Here is an 18120-nt window from a genome sequence, read left to right as displayed (position 1 = left end):
TTCGATTTCCTCTCGTCAATACGGATGGCGGCCGCTGAAAGCGCCCGCGCCAAGGTCCTGCACTTGGCCTGTTCTTTCAGACACAAGCGCGAAAATGTGGTCACCCGGCACAAATCGCCGGTCGCAATCGCGGGCACAGGGGCTATATTCGAAAGAACAGGAGGCCACATGACACGCACGCTTGCCTTTGTTTTCTCGGCACTAATCCCTCTGGCCGCCTTGGCGGCAGACGGAACCGCGCCGTCTGATGACAGTTTTGTCCGCCCGGTGGGTGAAAGTGAACTCAGCGAGTTTTTGTGGGTCAAACGCCCCATTGTGGTTTTCGCTGACACGCCCGCCGATCCGCGGTTCCAGCAGCAGATCGATATGCTTGTCGCAGAAGAAGCAGCCATGCGCGACCGTGATGTCATCGTGCTGACAGACACGGACCCGTCTGCCCGGTCTCCGATCCGGACCAAGCTGCGGCCGCGTGGCTTCCAGATGGTGTTCGTCGACAAGGACGGCGTGGTCAAACTGCGCAAACCCAGCCCGTGGAGCGTGCGTGAGATTGGCAGGTCTATCGACAAGACCCCCCTGCGCGAACGCGAGATTCGCGAACGGCGCCAAGGGGGCTGAACGCTTTCACCATGTCCAAAGGCCCCGGTGCGATGCGCCGGGAACTTTGGATTGTATGTCGAAAGCGCCAACATGGTCACTCGAACTCGATGATCACGTCGTCCACAGCAAGGCTGTCACCGGGACCTGCATTGACCTTGGCCACCACGCCCCTCTTTTCGGCGCGCAGGATGTTTTCCATCTTCATCGCTTCAATCGTGCAAAGCGCCTGACCTTCCTGCACTTCCTGCCCCACTTCGACGTCAATCTTCACGACAAGGCCGGGCATCGGACAGAGCAGCATTTTCGAGGTATCTGGTGGCAGTTTTTCCGGCATCAGCTTGGCCAGTTCCGCCTGACGCGGACGGCGTACATGCACTTTCAAGTCCGCGCCGCGGTTGCGAACGCGGAAACCGCCCGAGATCTTGCCGATTTTCAGAACCAGCGGACTGCCATCCACGTCCAGAACCGCAAGTTGATCGCCCGGCGTCCAGTCCGACGCGACACGCAGGGACGATCCGTCGTCAAACTTGACCGTTGCCCCCTCTTTGTCGGCATTGACCTGCACGGCGAAATCCTGCCCCTGCAATGTCACAACCCAGCGCTTGCCTACTTTGCGTTCGTGATTGTCCATCCGGCCCGACACGCGGGTGCGCCGGATTTCGGCGACGCGGTGCATCGCGGCGCAGGATGCAGCAATCCGGCGCAGATCCACTTCGGGCAACGTTACGCCCTCGAACCCGTCTGGATATTCTTCAGCGATAAAGGCCGTTGTCATGTCACCGCTTACAAACTTCGGATGATCCATCACTGCCGACAGGAACGGCAGGTTGTGACCGATGCCTTCCACTTCGAAACTGTCCAGCGCCACGCGCATCGCCTCGATTGCTTTTTCGCGGGTCGGCGCCCAGGTGCAGAGCTTGGCGATCATCGGGTCGTAATACATGCTGATCTCGCCGCCCTCGTAGACGCCGGTATCGTTGCGCACGGCGGTTTCACCATCGGGTGCTTCACCCTGCCATTTGCCGTTGACCAGCAACGGACCAGCCGAAGTTTCCTGCGGCGGGCGATACCGGGTCAGCCGACCGATCGACGGCAGGAAGTTGCGATACGGGTCTTCCGCATACAGACGGTTTTCAATCGCCCAGCCGGTCAGGGTCACGTCATCCTGCGTTATCGATAGCTTTTCACCCGCTGCGACACGGATCATCTGCTCGACCAGATCGACGCCGGTGATCAGTTCCGTAACAGGATGTTCCACTTGCAGGCGCGTATTCATTTCGAGGAAGTAGAAGTTCTTGTTTCCGTCCACGATGAACTCGACCGTACCTGCACTTGCGTAGTTCACGGCCTTGGCCAGAGCGACAGCCTGTTCACCCATCGCCTTGCGGGTTTCAGGATCAAGGAAGGGTGACGGTGCCTCTTCCACCACTTTCTGGTTCCGGCGCTGGATCGAGCATTCGCGCTCGCCCAGGTAGATGCCATTTCCGTGACTGTCGCACAGAACCTGAATTTCGATATGGCGCGGCTGGGTTACGAATTTTTCGATGAAGATCCGGTCATCTCCGAACGAGTTTGCGGCTTCGTTCTTGGACGACTGAAAGCCTTCGCGCGCCTCTTCATCGCTCCACGCGATGCGCATACCCTTGCCACCACCACCGGCGCTGGCCTTGATCATGACCGGATAACCGATGTCGTTCGAGATCCTGACCGCCTCGTCCGCGTCTTCGATCAGCCCCATGTAACCCGGAACCGTCGAAACTCCGGCCTCCTGTGCGATCTTCTTCGAAGTGATCTTGTCGCCCATGCTTTCAATTGCACCAACAGGGGGGCCGACAAAGGCGACACCTTCGGCCTCGAGCGCCTCGGCGAACTTCGAATTTTCCGACAGGAAGCCATAGCCGGGATGAACCGCCTGCGCGCCGCTTTTGCGGATGGCATCCATGACCTTGTCGATCACAATGTAGGACTGGTTCGCCGGGGGCGGACCGATATGCACGGCTTCGTCGGCCATCGACACATGCAACGCGTTCTTGTCCGCGTCCGAATAAATGGCAACGGTGCCGATACCCATCTTGCGGGCGGTCTTGATGACCCGGCAGGCGATCTCGCCCCGATTGGCGATCAGGATCTTATTGAACATGAAACGTCCTTTGGCTTGGTGTTCCGGAAACGCAAAACGCCGCCGCAGGGAACGATCCCCACGACGGCGTGATGCGCAATGATGGCTGAGGCGCCAGACGCCCCGAAAGATTTGCGTTAGTTACAGGTGTTCTGCGTCTTGCAGTACAGCACGTTGCCCGCTGCGCCAACGGCCGCACCAAACAGCGGGTCGGCATTGAGGACCGCAGCCCCCACAGCCCCGGCACCACCGCCGAGGAGTGCCTGTTCGCCCGTAGTGTCACCGCACGCGGCCAGACCCGCACAGGTCGCCGCAACAAGGATGAGTTTCGAGAATCGCATTGTGTCTGCCCTTTTAGTTTTCTTGGTTCGTTTGGGATCAGATGCGCGAAATCGGGCCTGTTATTCAATATCAATGCAATTGCAGGCAGGTTTTGTGCAGGTTTTCGCTTCTCTTTGGCCGTGGAAGCCAAAAAGAAAAACGCGGACAGGTCTATGTGGGGAACACAAGCCTGCCCGCGCAAGGAAGGGGTACGGAATAGTAGGTGCATGTGCGGCGCAGGCAAAGTAGAGCCGCACGGCCCATTCAGTTTGCACGGCACAATCTGTTGAGCAAACACAGTATTGTTTCCCTGGGACAACTCGGCTGGTTTCTGCCCAAGCCGCAATATGGCGCGCAACTTCGTGCCGACAGCATTCAAGTGAAATACCAGCGCGAAAGACCCGTTCACCGTCACAGTTTTGTTACAAAACGGACCGCTTCCGATGTTTTCTGCAGTTGCAGCATCACGAATCGCCGCCACTCCACCGGCGAAGGAATTACGGCGCAGCAGCGCGTTAGATGACAGGTTCAAGACGCCGTGATTCAAGAAGCCAAAAAAGGCACATTTTCTTGAGAAATCAGTCGGTTCAATTCTCTTTCTCGTGATTTCCAAAGATTTCTGCTGCGTGAAACGGTCCTTGGGCACACTCGCACTCAAAGGAACACCCACATGACTATGACTAGAAAAAAGGCACTCCTGCTCGCTGCCTCTGCGCTCAGTGTGACCGGCACGTTTGCTTTCGCTCAGGACGCCCAGACCCAGGCCGAACTCGACGCTTTGCGCGCCCGGGTCGAGGCGCTGGAAGCCGCCAAAAGCAGCCCCGCCAACGGAGATTTCCGCATCGGCAACACCGTTCTGGACGTTTACGGATACGTGAAGGCCGATTTCTTCTATGACTTCGACTACGATCAGGGGGATACGGCGTTCGTGAATGTCATCGGCGAACCCTCGGCCGCAACCGATGGCACCTTCGGGGCAACCGTTCGCCAATCGCGGATCGGACTGCGCACCACCACCCCAAGCGGGATCGGTGACATTGGCGGACAGCTTGAACTTGACCTGTTCGGTTCCGGCGGCACGGCTGAATTGCGCATACGCCATGCCAACATCACCATCGGAGACCAGTTCCTGATCGGTCAGTACTGGACCAACTTCCAACCATTGGACACCTACCCGACCACTGTCGAATTCAACGGCCCGGTGGGTATCGCCTTCGCCCGTGTCCCGCAGCTGAGGTATACTGGGCAGCTTGGCAGCAATGCACAGTTTGCGGTCGCGATCGAAGAGAACGTCAGCGGGTCGAACTCTGATGATCCCGTCCTGACGGCCTCGGCGGAATATAACGACGGTACATACATTGCCCGTGGTGCCGTTTTGTACGGCAAAGCCAATTCCGGCAATGTCGAAGTGGATCAGACGGGCTTTACGTTGTCCGGCGGCATTCGCCCTTGGGAAGGCGGGTTGTTCCAGGTCAACTACATCACAGGTGAGGCGCTTGGCCCATACCTGATCGGTCTCGGCGATGCCATTGTCGGTGGGCAGGCCAACGATGTGGATGGCTACACCGTGGAATTCAGGCAGGACATCGGTGCAAAGTGGAATGTCGGCATTGCCTACGGGCGCGAAGATTATGATCTGCCGACCTCGACCGGTACGCTGTCCTTCACCGAGCTGGAAACCATCCATGTCAACGCGTTCTACAAGGCGACAGATAGTCTGACGCTCAGCGCCGAATACATCTATGGCGAGCGGAACGACGCGCCCACCGGCAGAACCTTTGATGGCAGCCGCGTTCAGCTTGCGGCCCAGTTGAACTTCTGAGACCACACATAAATCCTGCCCGGTTTCGGGCAGGATTTTCCCGAAACCGGCCATGATTGGTTTATGTGCGGCTGCGAATGTCACAATCAGTCCATCCCGTCGATGATGTCCGGGAAGGATACGCGCGCAGCGTTTACATCGATGACAAGCAAAGCATCATAGCTGGCCGGATCAAAGGGGTCTTCTGCCGGAATGACTTCGCGCCCGAATAGCCAGCTCAAGCGCCCCGCATCCAGATTGCCCCGTTCGAACGGCTGGTCACCGAAATGGGCCCAAAGGGCCTCCATGAACGCAATATCAGCGCGCCTGTCCGCAGGTTTACGATCCCGAAACCGCTCGCGCTGCGTTAACGGTGTAACGCCCTTTGGGTTGGCGCGACGGATGGTGAACTGAAAGTCGGTGCCTGAAAGGCGACCGGGAAAACCACGATGCTTCAGCATGAAAGGCCCCCCTGTGTCATACTTGCAGACAAAAGCAATTCGAGCCCGAAAAAGGATGGGGTCATGATGCGCACCTCCAAAGCCGCACAGTTGGTCTGAGATGCTTTGTACTCATGGCGTCTTGCGGTCATGGTCAAAGCCCCTCCCAGATACACCGGGACTGCTCCAGCCGGTAGGCCTCAAAAAACTGGGTCGCATCAGGGGCGGCATCACCAAACTCTACCGGGCGATCGGACAAAGAGATAACGACCCGCGCCGGATGCAATTCATGCTGAGCGACATATGGAATGGCCAGAATCTGGCACAGGTGCTCCATATCCTTCGACGCCACATCATACCCAATCCGCCCTACTGACGCGCCTATTCTGGGCGCGATAAAGCGAAAGCGCAGCCAAAGCTCGCCAGGGTTGTTGTCCAGCAGGACATCGCTCAGTTGCACTGGCTGGCCCGACGGCACCGGCAGCAACGAATCGGAATCCGCAAAAGCAGGATGGCTGAAGGTGAGTGCACCCAGACAAATGGCGCGACCCCGGACCCACCAGCGGCGAGCTCCTCCTTCCGGGGTCGCGCGCGCAGTACGATTAGTCTGCGCGGTTCTATGTCTGACGGGTCGGATCATTCAACTATTTGCCGGTTTTTGTCAATTCCGCCTCAATTTGAGGGGGTTTCAGCCTCGGAACCGCTGTGACGGTCAAAGATTGAGCGGGGCGGGCCATCCCGCTCCTAGATGGATCACAGCGGGATATTGTCGTGCTTTTTCCACGGGTTCTTCAGCTGTTTGCCGCGCAAGCTGGCAAATGCCCGGGATACACGACGGCGGGTCGAATGCGGCATGATCACCTCATCGATGAAGCCGCGCTCGGCTGCCACGAAGGGATTTGCAAATCGGTCTTCGTAATCCTTGGTATGCGATGCGATCTTGTCGGCATCCCCCAGATCGGCGCGATGAATGATCTCGGTCGCCCCTTTGGCCCCCATGACCGCAATTTCGGCGGTGGGCCAGGCATAGTTGAAATCACCGCGCAAATGCTTGGAGGCCATAACGTCGTAAGCACCGCCATAAGCCTTTCGGGTAATCACCGTCACCTTCGGCACGGTTGCCTCACCATAGGCAAAGAGCAACTTGGCCCCATGCTTGATGACACCACCATATTCCTGGCTTGTTCCCGGCAGGAAGCCAGGAACGTCGACCAATGTCAGGATCGGGATTTCGAAGCAGTCACAGAAGCGCACAAAGCGCGCAGCCTTGCGCGACGAGTCGATATCCAGACACCCGGCCAGCACCATCGGCTGGTTTGCGACGACGCCTACGGTCTGACCTTCCAGCCGGATGAACCCGGTGATGATGTTCTTGGCAAAATCTTCCTGAATTTCATAGAAATCGCCCTCGTCCGCCACTTTGGCGATGAGTTCCTTCATGTCGTAGGGCGTGTTCGGATTCTCTGGCACAAGAGTGTCCAGCGAAGCCTCGATCCGGCCGGGTTCGTCAAAGAACGGGCGCACGGGCGGCTTTTCGCGGTTGTTGAGGGGCAAGAAGTCCACCAGGCGCCGCACCTCGGCCAACGCTTCGACGTCGTTTTCGAACGCGCCATCAGCGACCGAGGATTTCTTGGTATGGGTCGAAGCCCCGCCCAGTTCCTCGGCAGTCACCACTTCGTTGGTCACGGTCTTCACCACATCAGGGCCGGTCACGAACATGTAAGAGGTGTCTTTGACCATGAAGATAAAGTCGGTCATCGCCGGGCTGTACACCGCGCCACCCGCACAGGGGCCCATGATAACGCTGATCTGCGGCACCACGCCCGAGGCCATGATGTTGCGCTGGAACACTTCGGCATACCCCGCCAGCGAAGCCACACCTTCCTGAATGCGCGCGCCGCCCGAATCGTTGATGCCAATCACCGGCGCACCGTTCTGGACCGCCATGTCCATAATCTTGCAAATCTTCTGAGCATGGGTTTCCGACAACGATCCGCCAAAGACGGTGAAATCCTGGCTGAACACATAAACCATGCGCCCGTTGATCGTACCCCAGCCGGTGACGACACCGTCACCCGCAGGCTTTTGTTTTTCCATTCCGAAATCGGTGCAGCGGTGACTGACGAACATGTCAAACTCTTCAAAGCTGCCCTCGTCCAGCAGCAGTTCGATCCGTTCTCGTGCGGTCAGTTTGCCGCGCGCGTGCTGGGCATCGATCCGTTTCTGCCCACCGCCCAGACGTGCGTTGTCGCGGCGGTCTTCCAATTCGGAAAGAATGTCTTTCATGACGACTATCCCCTTATAAATTTGCCGGGACCCTACCTGCTTGGGCCGCTCATCCAAAGCTATTTTCGGCAAATTTGCAAAATTTCAGCAACAGTAATTTGGATAACTGCAAAACTGCGAATTTTTACAAGCAATTCCGCGAATGGCTGGCAATCCGAAAATCCACGGCTATACATGTGAACCATGCAGTTTAGCTCTGACGCGGTCCACCGCACACCACCCACATTGGCGACGCTTGTTTTACTCTCGGGCCTGTCCGCCCTGAGCATGAACCTGTTTCTGCCCAGCCTGCCAAACATGGCCGAGTATTTCGAAACCGATTACAAGGTCATGCAGCTGTCGATTGCGCTTTATCTGCTGATCAATGCCATTCTGCAAATTCTTATAGGTCCAATCGCGGATCAGGCAGGCAGACGACCGGTTTTACTATGGGGCCTTGGCCTGTTCCTGATAGCGACCCTTGGGTGCATCTTTGCACCCAATGCTACGGTTTTTCTGGCGTTCAGGATGTGTCAGGCTGTTGTGGTCGTCGGTATGGTTCTCAGCCGCGCTGCGGTGCGGGATATGTACGATCAGGACCAAGCTGCCTCGATGATCGGTTATGTGACGATGGGCATGGCCGTGGTTCCGATGATCGGCCCTGCCATCGGCGGCTTGCTGGAAGTGAGTTTTGGTTGGAAAGCGAATTTCTGGCTGCCCTTTGCCGTGGGTCTGCTGACTATGGCACTGACCTATTCGGACTTTGGGGAAACATCGGCAAAAAGCGGCAAAACGCTCGTCCAGCAATTCAAGGAATACCCCGAACTTCTGACCTCGCCACGGTTCTGGGGATATTCACTGGCTTGTGCCTTCTCATCGGGTTCGTTTTTCGCCTATCTCGGCGGCGCACCTTTCATCGGCACCGAATTGTTCGGGTTGAGCGCGGCACAGGTTGGCATTTATTTTGGCGCACCTGCGGTTGGGTATTTTGTTGGCAATTTCATGAGCGGGCGTTTTTCAGTGCGGTTCGGCGTGAACCGCATGGTGCTATGGGGAAGCCTGCTCAATGCGTTTGGCGTCGCTGTGTCGGCATTGCTGTTTCTAGCGGACCGCGGAACCGCACTCAGTTTCTTTGGGTTCATGACATTTGTGGGCGTCGGTAATGGCATGGTCATCCCCAACGCAACTTCGGGCGCGCTATCAGTGCGCCCTCAACTGGCTGCAACCGCATCGGGCCTGAGTGGTGCCATCATGCTGGGCGGCGGCGCCGGGCTGAGCGCGCTGGCAGGTGCCTTGCTGACACGTGAAACCGGCGCGATGCCACTGCTTTGGCTGATGCTGGCAACAGCCGTTCTGGCGATCGTCGCAATTTCAACTGTTGTACGAAGAGAACGGCAATTGGGGCTGTAACCGCTTGCCCCAATGACTTTGCAAAGTTAACCTCGGAAATTGGAAAACTTGCAAAGGCACCCTATGGCCACCCAAAAGCTCTATGCGGGCGCGAAACTGCGCGAAATGCGGACTCGCCTGACCCTGACGCAGCGCGAATTTGCCGCCAAACTGGGCGTTTCACTGCCTTATCTGAATCAGATGGAGAACAACAACCGGCCGATCTCGACCACGGTTGTGCTGGCTCTGGCGCAGGAATTCGGAATGGATGTTACCGAACTCAGCACCGGCGACAGCGAACGTCTTGTTTCAGACATGCGCGAGGCGCTGGCCGATCCTGTTTTTGCCGACATACAGCCCCCTCTGGCCGATCTGCGCCTGACAGCTTCCAACGCCCCGGCCCTGGCGCGCGCGTTTATCGAATTGCACAAAACCTACCGGCAGACACATGAACGCCTTGCCTCGCTGGACGAGGCTTTGGGGCGTGAAGATGCGCGTATTCAGGCCAGCCCTTGGGAAGAAGTGCGCGATTTCTTCCATTATTGCGACAACTACATCGACGCCGTGGACAGGGCAGCGGAACTGTTTGCCAACCGCGCCGACGGCCCCGGCGGTATCCGGCAAGCCGCCCTGAGCAGCCTTTCAGAACGCGGAATTCAGGTGGTTTTTTCAGATATGGGCCCCTTGCGCGCTTATGATGTCGACAGCAAAATTTTGCGCCTGTCCTCCCGTGCAGCGCCGCAGACGCAGGTGTTCCAGCTTCTGTTACAGGTCGCGCTGATCAGTCAGGACCAGTTGCTGGAGGCGACGCTGGATTTCGCCAAGTTCCAAAGTGACGAAGCCCGCGCCATCGCCAAGATCGGTCTTGCCAACTATTTCGCTGGTGCCTCTCTGATGCCTTATACCGCGTTTTTGACTGCTGCTCAGGAAGAGCGTCACGATCTGGAGCTGCTCAGCAACCGGTTCGGGGCGTCGGTCGAGCAGGTTGCACATCGGCTGTCGACACTACAGCGTCCCGGCGCCAAGGGCATCCCGTTCTTCTTCGTCCGGGTTGATCAGGCGGGGACGATCACCAAGCGACACTCGGCCACACGCCTTCAATTTGCACGCTTTGGTGGGGCTTGCCCGCTTTGGAACGTGCATCGGGCCTTTGAAACACCCGGTCATTTCCTGCGGCAGCTGGCGGAAACGCCTGATGGTGTTCGCTATATCTCGCTGGCGCGGGATGTCTCAAAATCGGGGGGCTCGTTCGGTGCGCCGGTCAGACGGTACGCCATAGCGCTGGGATGCGAGGTCCGTCATGCCCCGGCGCTTGTTTATGCCGACAACCTCGACATCAACAATGCCAGTGCCTACGAGCCCATCGGTATTTCCTGCCGCATCTGCGAGCGGCAAACATGTCACCAGCGTTCGGTTCCGCCGCTGGAACGTCGTCTGAGCATCGACACCCATATTCGCGGCACCCTGCCCTATGAAGTGACCTGATCTTAGTCTGATTTATTATCCCACCGCAGTCGCGTCTCTGGTCACGACGGGGGCAGAGCCCCCGCCAGTGGTTTAAGCCTTGGACAGGATCGCCCAGATCTCATCCTTTAGCGCGGCGCGTTTTTTTCGCAGATCAACCTCGGCCAGCTCCTCCATGGGTTCGACATTGGTTTCGGCGCGGTGTACTTCGCGGTTGACCTCATGATACTCATCAGCCAGCCGGGCAAAATGCGCATCCGACTGCTTGAGCTGGCTCATCAGTTCAACTTTGTCCGGAAACTCTTCGGCAAGTTCATGCGGGGTGTGAGACATCTCTGTTCGCTCCTTCATTTATCGTTGCAAACCAGTGATAGAAGCGTGACCGGGTTATCGCTTTGACCGGGATCAACTACCCGCAATAATCCCGCGAATTTCAAAAAAAGCTCCACGCGCCATCCTGCCGTGCAGAAGGCAAGTTAAGCTGAAACGTGGCTCAACCTTATCTGGACAAGAACGCTGAACCTTTTCCTAACATGCCCCCGGCAAGCGCTGAACAGCGTATTCAACCGGGAGCAGTCAAGTATCATTATCGCTGCGCAGTTGCCCAGCCGGGGTGGATCCACGGGCGATCATTGGCCTTGGGTAACGGGTCTTTGCCCAGCAGAGAATCCGATACTTTCTCGCCCACCATGATCGAGGGCGCGTTGAGATTGCCGTTGGTGATCTGCGGGAAAATCGAACTGTCCGCGACGCGCAGCCCGTCCACGCCGATGACGCGACCCTCGGGATCGACCACCGCACCTTTGTCATCCGCACGTCCCATCCGGCAGGTGCCACAGGGGTGATAGGCGCTTTCGGCATGTTCCGCGATAAAGGCGTTCAGTTCTTCATCGGTTTGCACAGCGGCACCCGGCTGAATTTCCTTGCCCGCATAGGGTTTGAAAGCGTTTTGTCCAAAGATTTCGCGGGTCAACCGGATACAGGTGCGGAAGTCTTCCCAATCCTCTTCATGGCTCATGTAGTTGAACTTGATCACCGGCGCGTCTGCGGCTTGCGCAGACCGCAATGTGACCGCCCCGCGTGACGGGGACCGCATCGGGCCGACATGCGCCTGGAACCCGTGCCCCTCTGCCGCCGCCTGTCCGTCATAGCGAACTGCGATCGGCAGGAAGTGGTACTGAATGTCGGGATACTCCACACCCGGCTTAGACCGGATGAATGCCGCGCTTTCAAACTGGTTCGATGCGCCCAAACCTGTCTTGGTAAACAGCCATTGCGCCCCGATCAGACCCTTGCTGAACAGGTTCCAGTGCTTGTAGAGCGTAATCGGCTGTAGCGAAGCTTGTTGAATATACAGCTCCAGATGATCCTGAAGGTTCGCACCCACCCCCGGACGATCCGCAACGACGTTGATCCCATGTTCCGCCAGATGTGCGCCCGGGCCGATACCAGACAGCATAAGCAGTTTGGGCGAGTTGATCGAGGACGCAGCCAGAACGACCTCGCGCCGGGCCTTGATGATCTCTTTCTTGCCGCCACGGATCAATTCCACACCAGTGGCGCGACCGTTTTCCATAACAACCCGAGACGCAAGACCCCGCACGATATCACAATTGTCGCGTTTGAGCGCGGGCTTCAGATAGGCATTTGCCGCCGACCAGCGCCGCCCTTTCCAGACGGTCTGCTCCATCGGGCCAAAGCCTTCCTGCTTTTCTCCGTTATAGTCGCCGGTGACCTCGTATCCCGCCTGTTGGCCTGCATCGACAAAGGCCTGAAACAGTGGGTTTGCGCGGGGACCGCGCGACACGTGCAATGGGCCGTCAGTGCCGCGCCAGGCCGGATCGCCCCCATGGCCGCCGTCATGCCATGTCTCCATGCGTTTGTAATAGGGCAGCACATCCGCATAAGACCAACCGTCAGCCCCCATCTCGGCCCAGGTGTCGAAATCGCGTGCGTGACCGCGCACATAGACCATGCCGTTGATCGACGACGACCCGCCGATCACCTTGCCGCGCGGGCAGGCCAGACGGCGGTTGTTAAGATGCGGTTCGGGCTCGGACTGATATCCCCAGTCATAGCGCGACATGTTCATCGGATAGCTGAGCGCGGCAGGCATCTGGATAAACGGCCCCATGTCGGTGCCACCGTGCTCGATCACCAGGACCGAGGCCCCACCTTCGCTCAGACGATATGCCATTGCGCAGCCTGCGGACCCTGCGCCAACGATGACAAAATCTGCTTCCATATTCACAACTCCTCGCCCGCCGGGTGTGACGCCTCCGGCGGGAGTATTTTTAAAAAGATGAAGAGGTTACTCGCCGCGTGGGAACCGGGCATTTTCCTCGACGATGTTCAGATCCATATGATTGCGCATGTAGCGTTCGGACGCTTTTTGCAGCGGCTGATAATCCCATGGGTAATATCCGCCTTGCCGCAGTGCCTCATACACGACCCAGCGTCGCGCCTGACTGGCACGGACATCCGCGTCGAAGCGCTCCAAATCCCAGCGGGTCTCGGACTTTGCGCGCAGGGTTTGCAGCGTGCCCGCATGTTCGGGGCTGTCTGCCAGATTGGTCAGTTCATGCGGGTCTGCCTCGAGATCAAACAATTGATCCGGGTCCAGCGCGCATCGATTGTATTTCCACTTGCCATAGCGCAGCGACACCAGCGGCGCATACGATGCCTCGGCCGCGTATTCCATGGCCACAGGTGCGGTTCGTTCCCCGCCTTGCGCCAGCGGCACCAGGTTTTCACCGTCCGTCCATGGGGCGATCTCGGCCATGTCAACACCTGCCAGAGCCCCGAGTGTGGGTGTGACATCAATGGTAGAAACCGGTGTATCGATCCGCCCCGCAAGCAAATCCGGGGATGAAATCATCAAAGGAACGCGCGCCGAGCCTTCGTAGAAGTTCATCTTGAACCACAAGCCCCGTTCACCCAGCATGTCACCGTGATCCGAGACGAACAGGATGATCGCCTCTTGCCGTGTCGTTTCCAGCACTTCGAGGATTTCACCGATCTTGTCGTCCAGATAGGAAATATTGGCGAAATAGGCGCGGCGCGACTTTCGGATATCTTCTTGGGTGATGTCGAAGCTACGCCAGTCGTTGGCATCGAAGATCCGCTTGGCGTGAGGATCCTGGTTGTCATAGCCGATATCAGCGATTTCGGGCAGCAGATGCGCGCAATCCTCGTAAAGGTCCCAGTATTTGCGACGGGCGACATAGGGATCATGCGGATGGGTGAAGCTGACCGTCACGCACCATGGGCGGTCATCCTTGCCGCGCGCAAGGTCATACAGTTTGGCCTTGGCGTTATAGGCGACCTCGTCATCATACTCCATCTGGTTGGAAATCTCGGCAACACCCGCGCCGGTCACCGATCCCATGTTGTGATACCACCAGTCGATCCGCTCGCCCGGTTTGCGGTAATCCGGTGTCCAGCCAAAATCGGCCGGGTAGATATCAGTTGTCAGGCGATCCTCAAACCCGTGCATCTGGTCCGGGCCGACAAAGTGCATTTTGCCTGACAGACAGGTGTAATAGCCGGCCCTGCGCAAATGGTGTGCGTAAGTTGGGATATCGCTGCGGAACTCAGCCGCGTTGTCATAGACGCCGGTGCGTGAGGGCAATTGACCGGACATGAAGCTGGCCCGCCCCGGCGCACAAAGCGGCGACGCAGTATAAGCGTTGGCAAAGCGGGTCGACCGTTCGGCCAGTTTCTTCAGGTTCGGAGCATGAAGCCAGTCAGCGGGACCGTCGGGAAAGAGGGTTCCGTTCAGCTGATCCACCATCAGGATCAGAATGTTCGGTTTTGTCATTTTTCAGCCTCGAGCAGAGTATCGAGCACGCGCATTGCGTGGTTCACGGCCAGTTGCGGTTCTTCCGGGGCGCTGAGCGCTGCGCGAATATAGAGCCCGTCAATCAGGGCAATCATGTTCTCGGCCGCCTCAACCGGATCCTGTATCCTGGGACGCAGGGCATGGACCAGGTTCGATCTTATGCGCGCCTGATAGATCTGCCACAAACGCAGCGCGTCACTGTTGGTCTGCGCCAACACATAAAACGTCATCCAGGCGGCAGTCACGTCAGGTGTGAAACACGAAGGGGCAAAACAGGCGTGGATAATCGCCTCTGCCCGATTGCCCGGTTTGGCCGCTTTCAACTGGGCTCTGGCTTCGTCGCTGAAGTCGGCGAGGATCTGACGCATTGCGGCCAGAAATATCTGATCCTTTCCGCCAAAATAATGGTGTGCCAATGCGCTGGACATGCCCGCGCGTTTGGCAATCTGGCTTACGGTTACATCCAGGGATTTCTTGACACCCAGTTCAGCAATCGTCGCTCGAACAATCGCGTCCTTGCGGATCGGCTCCATTCCAACTTTTGGCATCGCTTTCCCCATACAGGTGTCATGCGACCAAGCTAGGATGTTTTTATTGACTCGTCAATCAATGTAAACACTGAGATGTCTTGTTACAGCTTCGGCGCAATACTGGGAGGCGTCAAGTCCCGCCGGTTCAACATGAACTCGCGCCATGAGATGAAGCTTACAGCGCCCAGTATCAGGGTTCCGCCAGCCACAACCCAAAGGTCGACGCTTTCGTGGAAGATTGCTGCACCCACAAGCGTGGCCCAGATCAACTGCAGGAAAGTGACGGGTTGTGTGACGGCCACAGGCGCGGCCTGCAACGCCAATGTCATGAAGTAATGACCTGCGGTCGCAAAGCTGGCCACCAGAAACAGAACCCCGAGTTCTTGCATACTGGGCCGGGTCCAGACGGCAACCGCAAAGGGGATCAAGGCTATGGTTACCCAGATGGACAGATGCGCCACAACAACCGAAGGTGGAACGTCGCGGACAAGAAGCTTGGCCAGCAAATAGGACCCGCTTAGCATCAGGGCCGTTCCGAGCATGGCAAGGTGACCTTGTGAGACTTCGCGAAACCCGGGGCGCAGGATGACCAGCACGCCCACCAAAGCGACCAGAATCGCGGCGACCCTGCGAAAAGCCAACTTCTCACCCAGAAACAGGGCTGCACCCAAGGTGACATAAACCGGCGTCATGTAGTTCATCGCAGTGACTTCGGCCAAGGGAATTTGTGTCATGGCGAAGAACCAAAGCATGACAGCAATCGCGTGTACTACACCGCGCAAACCGAACAGCGTCAGCAGGCGGGGTGTCAGCCGGGTCGCCATGATCGACCGCAAGGCCGGTAACAGAAACACCAATCCCAGCGCATAACGCAGGAATGCGGCCTGGACCGGATTCATCGTCGTGCCCAGAGATTTGACCAATGCGGTCATCACAACAAAGGACAGCCCGGCGGCAAACATCCAGAACATAGCGGCAAGCGGGCGCGACGAAACGGCAAGCGATGTCATGGCTTAGGTTGAACACCGAAACCCTGCCGGGAACAACCCTTCACATGACAACAAGTTTCAGTGCGATACCCAGCATTACGACACCGATCACTGCATCCAGCACCTGCCAGGCGCGCGGGCGCGCAAACACCGGAGACAGAACACCTGCGCCGTATCCAAGTGAAAAGAAGAAGGCAAAGCTGGACGTGACCGCCCCGATGGCAAATCCGACCCGGTCATCATACTGTGCCGAGATGGAACCGATCAGAACCACTGTATCCAGATAGACATGCGGGTTCAGCCAGGTGAAGGCGAGAACGGTAAGCATTGCGGTTTTAAGGCTGGTTCGCGGGCCGTTGCCCGTTTCCATTACCGCGCCACCCCGCAGGGCAGACCCGAAACTGCGCAGCCCATACCACGTCAGAAAAGCGGCCCCGCCAAATCGCAGTACAGGTTCAAACCAGGGGGCTGAATGCGCCAGAGTCCCGAACCCTGTGACGCCTGCAACAATCAAAACCGCGTCAGACATTGAGCAGGTCAGGCACAGAAGAAACACATGTTCACGCCGCAACCCCTGTCGGAGAATAAAGGCGTTCTGTGCCCCGATGGCGAGGATCAGACTGAAACCCAGCGCGAAACCGGCGATCATGGACGTGGGCATGGGACCTCCTGCTATTGCAAGACGTTGACTAAGATCGTCGGTGCGATCTATCAAATTAAAGATGTTATCCCGAGTTAAGCCTGACTAATGTTGCTGGATCCTCTTCACCTGTCCGCTTTGTCTGCCATTCTGCGTCATGGCAGCTTTGATGCGGCTGCGGCAGAGCTGGCGGTGACGCCCTCGGCGATATCCCAGCGGATCAGGGCGCTTGAGGATCGGATTGGAGCCACCCTGATACATCGGAGCACCCCTTGCACCGGAACGCCCGCCGGGCTGCGCATCGCCCGTTACGCGGAAGATGTCGGACTGCTTGAGGCACAGCTGGTTCGAGAGCTTACGCTGGAGCAGGAATCAAGGTCCGCCCGCGTCCGCATTGCCGTACCGGCAGACAGTCTGGCCACCTGGTTTGTTGATGCGATGGCGCAGGTGCCTGACATGCTGTTCGATCTGGTGATCGACGATCAGGATCACTCCGCAGACTGGCTGCGGCGGGGCGAGGTAAGCGCCGCCGTCACCGTTGGCGGCCAGACAGTGACCGGGTGCGACGCGATCCCATTGGGCGTGTTGCGGTACCTGCCAACGGCCAGCCCGGAATTCATCAACACCTGGTTTCGGGACAAAGTGACCGAGGCAGAACTGGGCAAGGCACCCTGCCTGGTTTTCAACCAAAAGGACGGGCTGCAAAGGGCATGGATTGTTCAGCACACTGGCAAACGCCTTTCCCCCCCGTCTCATTTCCTGCCTTCTTCACACGGATTTGTGGACGCGGCGATTGCCGGGCTTGGGTGGGGCATGAACCCCGCGGCTCTGGTGCGGGAGGTTCTGAAACAAGGGCTGTTGCGCCCCATCGTGCCCGATGCACCGCTGGATGTCGCGCTGAGCTGGCAGGTTGGGCGTGTTCTTGCGCCCGCACTCAAACCTCTGACCCAGGCTGTCAAACGTGCATCAGAACGGATTTTGCTTCCGCCTCAAAGCAGCTAAACAGACACGACATTTTCGGAGGGACCGATGTTCTCACGTGACGCTCTTGGCTATGACCCTATTCCCCTGCCAGACCGATGCGACATCAGCGATACAGACATGCTGGGCGCGGCGCAGGCATTTTATGAAAAGATGCGTCAGCGTCATACTATCCGGGATTTCAGCCCCCGCCCCGTTGCCCGTGAGGTAATCGAAACCAGTCTGCGCACTGCGGGTACCGCCCCGTCAGGCGCCAATCACCAACCCTGGCATTTTGCAGCCATCTCGGACCCTGCCCTGAAACACCGCATCCGGGAAGAAGCCGAAGAAGAAGAACGCCGGTTCTACGCAGGTGGCGCCGGGGATGAATGGATCAAGGCGCTGGAGCCCATCGGCACCAACGCGGTCAAAGAACATCTGACAATCGCCCCCTGGCTGATCGTGGTTTTTGCCCAGCGCTGGGGGCAATTCGAGGATGGAACGCGGTACAAGAACTACTACGTCCCGGAAAGTGTGAACATTGCCACCGGCTTTCTGATTGCCGCGCTGCATCACGCGGGCCTCAGCACCCTGACCCACACCCCAAACCCGATGCGGTTTCTGAACGACGCGCTGGACCGGCCCGCGTCGGAAAAACCAACCATGATTATCGCGGTGGGACACCCGTCAGAAGGAGCGACTGTGCCTGCTGTGGCAAAACTCAAGAAACCCCTGGAAGAGATTTCATCCTTCTTCTGAGGCTT

Annotated in this window: 18 protein-coding genes; 7 read left to right on the top strand and 11 right to left on the bottom strand. The window is 57.9% G+C overall.

What is annotated here, in order from left to right; genetic code table 11:
* Nucleotides 1-168 precede the first annotated feature (168 nt).
* On the top strand, nucleotides 169-615 hold the full coding sequence (locus ACR0M9_RS06785; RefSeq protein WP_480773167.1) for a DUF4174 domain-containing protein: 447 nt from the start codon (nucleotides 169-171) through the stop codon (nucleotides 613-615).
* Nucleotides 616-691: 76 nt separating this feature from the next.
* Here the strand turns inward: ACR0M9_RS06785 and ACR0M9_RS06780 are convergent, their stop codons facing one another.
* Together ACR0M9_RS06780 and ACR0M9_RS06775 are read right to left on the bottom strand one after the other, a co-directional pair.
* Nucleotides 692-2737: an ATP-binding protein gene (locus ACR0M9_RS06780; protein ID WP_480773166.1), complete on the bottom strand. Its 2046-nt coding sequence runs from the start codon at nucleotides 2735-2737 to the stop codon at nucleotides 692-694.
* A gap of 116 nt (nucleotides 2738-2853) precedes the next feature.
* Nucleotides 2854-3057, bottom strand: coding sequence for a hypothetical protein (locus ACR0M9_RS06775; protein WP_267365672.1), 204 nt, complete (start codon nucleotides 3055-3057; stop codon nucleotides 2854-2856).
* Between the two features lie 266 nt (nucleotides 3058-3323).
* On the opposite strand from ACR0M9_RS06775, the gene ACR0M9_RS06770 reads away from it, so the two are divergent.
* Nucleotides 3324-3560, top strand: coding sequence for a hypothetical protein (locus ACR0M9_RS06770; RefSeq protein WP_480773165.1), 237 nt, complete (start codon nucleotides 3324-3326; stop codon nucleotides 3558-3560).
* 147 nt (nucleotides 3561-3707) lie between these two features.
* On the top strand, nucleotides 3708-4859 hold the full coding sequence (locus ACR0M9_RS06765) for a DcaP family trimeric outer membrane transporter (RefSeq protein WP_480773164.1): 1152 nt from the start codon (nucleotides 3708-3710) through the stop codon (nucleotides 4857-4859).
* Nucleotides 4860-4945: 86 nt separating this feature from the next.
* On the opposite strand, the gene ACR0M9_RS06760 is transcribed toward ACR0M9_RS06765, so the two are convergent.
* From ACR0M9_RS06760 to ACR0M9_RS06750, 3 genes are all read right to left on the bottom strand, one after another.
* A complete protein-coding gene (locus ACR0M9_RS06760) occupies nucleotides 4946-5299 on the bottom strand; it encodes a hypothetical protein (protein WP_480773163.1) in 354 nt (117 codons plus the stop codon).
* 133 nt (nucleotides 5300-5432) lie between these two features.
* Entirely contained in the window at nucleotides 5433-5918 is a 486-nt protein-coding gene (locus ACR0M9_RS06755; RefSeq protein ID WP_480528543.1) for a DUF6497 family protein, read from the bottom strand.
* Nucleotides 5919-6031: 113 nt separating this feature from the next.
* Complete coding sequence (locus ACR0M9_RS06750) at nucleotides 6032-7564, bottom strand: acyl-CoA carboxylase subunit beta (RefSeq protein ID WP_480582916.1); 1533 nt, start codon at nucleotides 7562-7564, stop codon at nucleotides 6032-6034.
* Between the two features lie 183 nt (nucleotides 7565-7747).
* Here ACR0M9_RS06750 and ACR0M9_RS06745 point away from each other — a divergent pair, with 183 nt between their 5' ends.
* Together ACR0M9_RS06745 and ACR0M9_RS06740 are read left to right on the top strand one after the other, a co-directional pair.
* On the top strand, nucleotides 7748-8953 hold the full coding sequence (locus tag ACR0M9_RS06745) for a multidrug effflux MFS transporter (protein WP_480582913.1): 1206 nt from the start codon (nucleotides 7748-7750) through the stop codon (nucleotides 8951-8953).
* Between the two features lie 63 nt (nucleotides 8954-9016).
* Nucleotides 9017-10417 carry a helix-turn-helix domain-containing protein gene (locus ACR0M9_RS06740; RefSeq protein WP_209504590.1) on the top strand — a complete coding sequence of 467 codons (1401 nt, stop codon included), beginning with the start codon at nucleotides 9017-9019 and terminating at the stop codon, nucleotides 10415-10417.
* Nucleotides 10418-10489: 72 nt separating this feature from the next.
* On the opposite strand, the gene ACR0M9_RS06735 is transcribed toward ACR0M9_RS06740, so the two are convergent.
* The 6 genes from ACR0M9_RS06735 to ACR0M9_RS06710 all read right to left on the bottom strand — a co-directional run bounded on the left by ACR0M9_RS06735 (nucleotide 10490) and on the right by ACR0M9_RS06710 (nucleotide 16417).
* Nucleotides 10490-10729: an HP1242/YdcH family protein gene (locus ACR0M9_RS06735; RefSeq protein WP_209504591.1), complete on the bottom strand. Its 240-nt coding sequence runs from the start codon at nucleotides 10727-10729 to the stop codon at nucleotides 10490-10492.
* 253 nt (nucleotides 10730-10982) lie between these two features.
* The gene (gene betA, locus ACR0M9_RS06730; RefSeq protein WP_480773162.1) at nucleotides 10983-12641 is read right to left on the bottom strand and encodes a choline dehydrogenase; all 1659 of its coding nucleotides are present in this window, start codon (nucleotides 12639-12641) and stop codon (nucleotides 10983-10985) included.
* Nucleotides 12642-12707: 66 nt separating this feature from the next.
* Nucleotides 12708-14216 (bottom strand): choline-sulfatase, encoded by a 1509-nt coding sequence (betC, locus tag ACR0M9_RS06725; protein WP_480773161.1) that lies wholly within the window; start codon nucleotides 14214-14216, stop codon nucleotides 12708-12710.
* Nucleotides 14213-14785, bottom strand: coding sequence for a choline-binding transcriptional repressor BetI (betI, locus tag ACR0M9_RS06720; protein ID WP_480773160.1), 573 nt, complete (start codon nucleotides 14783-14785; stop codon nucleotides 14213-14215). The genes betC and betI overlap by 4 nt, the downstream gene beginning before the upstream one ends.
* Before the next feature lie 83 nt (nucleotides 14786-14868).
* Nucleotides 14869-15777, bottom strand: a complete 909-nt coding sequence (locus ACR0M9_RS06715; RefSeq protein ID WP_480481968.1) for a DMT family transporter — start codon at nucleotides 15775-15777, stop codon at nucleotides 14869-14871.
* 40 nt (nucleotides 15778-15817) lie between these two features.
* On the bottom strand, nucleotides 15818-16417 hold the full coding sequence (locus ACR0M9_RS06710; RefSeq protein WP_480475813.1) for a LysE/ArgO family amino acid transporter: 600 nt from the start codon (nucleotides 16415-16417) through the stop codon (nucleotides 15818-15820).
* An 87-nt stretch (nucleotides 16418-16504) separates the two neighbouring features.
* Here ACR0M9_RS06710 and ACR0M9_RS06705 point away from each other — a divergent pair, with 87 nt between their 5' ends.
* Complete coding sequence (locus ACR0M9_RS06705; RefSeq protein ID WP_480481970.1) at nucleotides 16505-17398, top strand: LysR family transcriptional regulator ArgP; 894 nt, start codon at nucleotides 16505-16507, stop codon at nucleotides 17396-17398.
* Nucleotides 17399-17425: 27 nt separating this feature from the next.
* On the top strand, nucleotides 17426-18115 hold the full coding sequence (locus ACR0M9_RS06700; RefSeq protein ID WP_480486373.1) for a nitroreductase family protein: 690 nt from the start codon (nucleotides 17426-17428) through the stop codon (nucleotides 18113-18115).
* Nucleotides 18116-18120: the final 5 nt, after the last annotated feature.

Source organism: Ruegeria sp. CH2 (genome assembly GCF_056537065.1).
The sequence above is the reverse complement of the archived record's forward strand: the minus strand, read 5'-3'. Positions and strand labels throughout refer to the sequence as shown.

Coding starts and splice junctions, on each gene's coding strand:
- betI (WP_480773160.1), bottom strand. CDS start 14,785: ATGCCAAAAGTTGGAATGGAGCCGATCCGCAAGGACGCGATTGTTCGA.
- ACR0M9_RS06780 (WP_480773166.1), bottom strand. CDS start 2,737: ATGTTCAATAAGATCCTGATCGCCAATCGGGGCGAGATCGCCTGCCGG.
- betC (WP_480773161.1), bottom strand. CDS start 14,216: ATGACAAAACCGAACATTCTGATCCTGATGGTGGATCAGCTGAACGGA.
- ACR0M9_RS06710 (WP_480475813.1), bottom strand. CDS start 16,417: ATGCCCACGTCCATGATCGCCGGTTTCGCGCTGGGTTTCAGTCTGATC.
- ACR0M9_RS06760 (WP_480773163.1), bottom strand. CDS start 5,299: ATGCTGAAGCATCGTGGTTTTCCCGGTCGCCTTTCAGGCACCGACTTT.
- ACR0M9_RS06735 (WP_209504591.1), bottom strand. CDS start 10,729: ATGTCTCACACCCCGCATGAACTTGCCGAAGAGTTTCCGGACAAAGTT.
- ACR0M9_RS06775 (WP_267365672.1), bottom strand. CDS start 3,057: ATGCGATTCTCGAAACTCATCCTTGTTGCGGCGACCTGTGCGGGTCTG.
- ACR0M9_RS06745 (WP_480582913.1), top strand. CDS start 7,748: ATGCAGTTTAGCTCTGACGCGGTCCACCGCACACCACCCACATTGGCG.
- ACR0M9_RS06765 (WP_480773164.1), top strand. CDS start 3,708: ATGACTATGACTAGAAAAAAGGCACTCCTGCTCGCTGCCTCTGCGCTC.
- ACR0M9_RS06755 (WP_480528543.1), bottom strand. CDS start 5,918: ATGATCCGACCCGTCAGACATAGAACCGCGCAGACTAATCGTACTGCG.
- ACR0M9_RS06750 (WP_480582916.1), bottom strand. CDS start 7,564: ATGAAAGACATTCTTTCCGAATTGGAAGACCGCCGCGACAACGCACGT.
- ACR0M9_RS06740 (WP_209504590.1), top strand. CDS start 9,017: ATGGCCACCCAAAAGCTCTATGCGGGCGCGAAACTGCGCGAAATGCGG.
- ACR0M9_RS06705 (WP_480481970.1), top strand. CDS start 16,505: ATGTTGCTGGATCCTCTTCACCTGTCCGCTTTGTCTGCCATTCTGCGT.
- ACR0M9_RS06785 (WP_480773167.1), top strand. CDS start 169: ATGACACGCACGCTTGCCTTTGTTTTCTCGGCACTAATCCCTCTGGCC.
- betA (WP_480773162.1), bottom strand. CDS start 12,641: ATGGAAGCAGATTTTGTCATCGTTGGCGCAGGGTCCGCAGGCTGCGCA.
- ACR0M9_RS06715 (WP_480481968.1), bottom strand. CDS start 15,777: ATGACATCGCTTGCCGTTTCGTCGCGCCCGCTTGCCGCTATGTTCTGG.
- ACR0M9_RS06700 (WP_480486373.1), top strand. CDS start 17,426: ATGTTCTCACGTGACGCTCTTGGCTATGACCCTATTCCCCTGCCAGAC.